This window comes from Desulfofundulus sp. (genome assembly GCF_049701015.1).
Classification (GTDB): Bacteria; Bacillota; Desulfotomaculia; order Desulfotomaculales; family Desulfovirgulaceae; genus Desulfofundulus.
On the sequence record NZ_JBNATZ010000390.1, the window covers coordinates 1 to 1,578 of the forward strand.

The 1,578-nt window shown below is 52.0% G+C and carries 3 protein-coding genes; all 3 read left to right on the forward strand.

Annotated features, from left to right (window positions below; genetic code table 11):
* Positions 1-131 precede the first annotated feature (131 nt).
* The 3 genes from ACPLUI_RS14730 to aroH all read left to right on the forward strand — a co-directional run bounded on the left by ACPLUI_RS14730 (position 132) and on the right by aroH (position 1,529).
* The gene (locus ACPLUI_RS14730; protein ID WP_424660991.1) at positions 132-593 is read left to right on the forward strand and encodes a hypothetical protein; all 462 of its coding nucleotides are present in this window, start codon (positions 132-134) and stop codon (positions 591-593) included.
* 125 nt (positions 594-718) lie between these two features.
* A complete protein-coding gene (locus ACPLUI_RS14735; RefSeq protein ID WP_424660993.1) occupies positions 719-1,138 on the forward strand; it encodes a HutP family protein in 420 nt (139 codons plus the stop codon).
* Between the two features lie 13 nt (positions 1,139-1,151).
* A complete protein-coding gene (gene aroH, locus ACPLUI_RS14740) occupies positions 1,152-1,529 on the forward strand; it encodes a chorismate mutase (protein WP_424660992.1) in 378 nt (125 codons plus the stop codon).
* The last annotated feature ends 49 nt before the right edge of the window (positions 1,530-1,578 follow it).

Sequence of the window (1,578 nt, forward strand, 5' to 3'; positions counted from 1 at the left end):
TCTAACCCGGGAAGAGGTCCGTCAGTTACGGCAGTCGGCAGGAATCAGCATATAATTTAATAGCCGGCAGGAATTTCCCGACCCCCAGCGAAATAACAAGAAATGCGTAATTTTTGCTGGGGGGTGAAGTTTTGGCTGTCTTGGAACCCGTCGAAAACCCCACCACCGGGATTAAAGCCAGAGTAAGGTTGGATTTTAAAGGAGTGGGACGACCCGGCCGTCTTTTTTTTGGCGGTAAATCTACGGACAAGGCTGCTGAAGAAGCCCGGGAACAGCAACTTGCCTTGCTGCGCCATGTACCCGTACAGGGTATACAGGTTGAAGATGTGGATTTAAGTTTGGATATTTATACCGTCTATGACGATGTAAACAACCAGGAGGTTGCCTACGCCCCGGTGGTTTTACAATTGACCGCGGATACCCTTGAGGACCTTATACGTTTTGTCGCCCGGGATGAATTTCGCAAAATCGAAATCGTGGCCCCCGGTGTCCTATCATTGAACAAGCATGAGATAGAAAGGCTGATGTTCCGGATCTTTGAAGAATTTACAAACTACCGCCGGCATTTGGAGCGCAAGTACAATGTCAAGTAATAAAACCGGAACGCGAATTGAAAATAGAGGTTTTCATAGTTATGTCCCCGTTGTTTTTTTACTCCGTGTGTCCTATAATGTTCCTACCAGCGGCCCTGGTTTCCGGCCTTGATGGAGGTGGCGAGATGTTCTCACCGGGGAGCAGACAGGTAGCCCGGGTGGCCCTGACCATGGCTTTGAGCGAGGACAGGGACCATGAACGGGAATTAAAATCCCGTTTTGCCCGGGAAGGCTTTAAAACAGCTGCCGTGGATTACGGCGGTGATTTTATCTCTTCGGTCAACAAGATCACGGAGCGAGCAGTGGTGGCAGCCAAGCGGGAGGGTGTGATCAGGGAAGTCCATGCCGAAGAAGGGGCGGTAGCCGGGGCAACCAGGGAGGCCCTCTCCCAGGTCATGCCCAAGGCCATCGGTCTGAACGTGGGCGGTAAAATAGGTATTGCACGGTACCAGGATCATATCAGTGTGGCCGTTTTTTTCGGCGTGGGCCTTTTACACCTGGATGATGTGGCTGTAGGCCTGGGGCACAGGGCAGTCTCTTCTTAAGGAGGATGGTAGAATGGCAGGAACCTGTGTACGGGGAATCAGGGGAGCGATAACGGTAGAACGGAATACGGCCGAGGATATCATTCAGGCCACGGGAGAATTGCTGCAGGCTATTATGGTGGAAAACGAATTGAACCCCGAGGATATTGCCAGTGCCTTTTTTACTGTGACTGCCGACCTCAATGCTGAATTTCCCGCCACGGCAGCCCGGGAACTGCTGGGGTGGAAGTATGTACCCCTTTTATGTGCCCGGGAAATCGATGTGCCGGGACGCTTGCCCCGGTGCATACGGGTGCTGGTTCACGTGAACACAACCCGCTCCCAGCGGGAAATCAAGCATGTCTACCTGCGGGAAGCCACCAGTTTACGAAATGATTTACTTCCCCGTTAAAGTAAAATTACTGTAGGAAAAGTAGCAGGGGAAAAGAGGTGGAGGGTAG

Coding starts and splice junctions, on each gene's coding strand:
- aroH (WP_424660992.1), top strand. CDS start 1,152: ATGGCAGGAACCTGTGTACGGGGAATCAGGGGAGCGATAACGGTAGAA.
- ACPLUI_RS14735 (WP_424660993.1), top strand. CDS start 719: ATGTTCTCACCGGGGAGCAGACAGGTAGCCCGGGTGGCCCTGACCATG.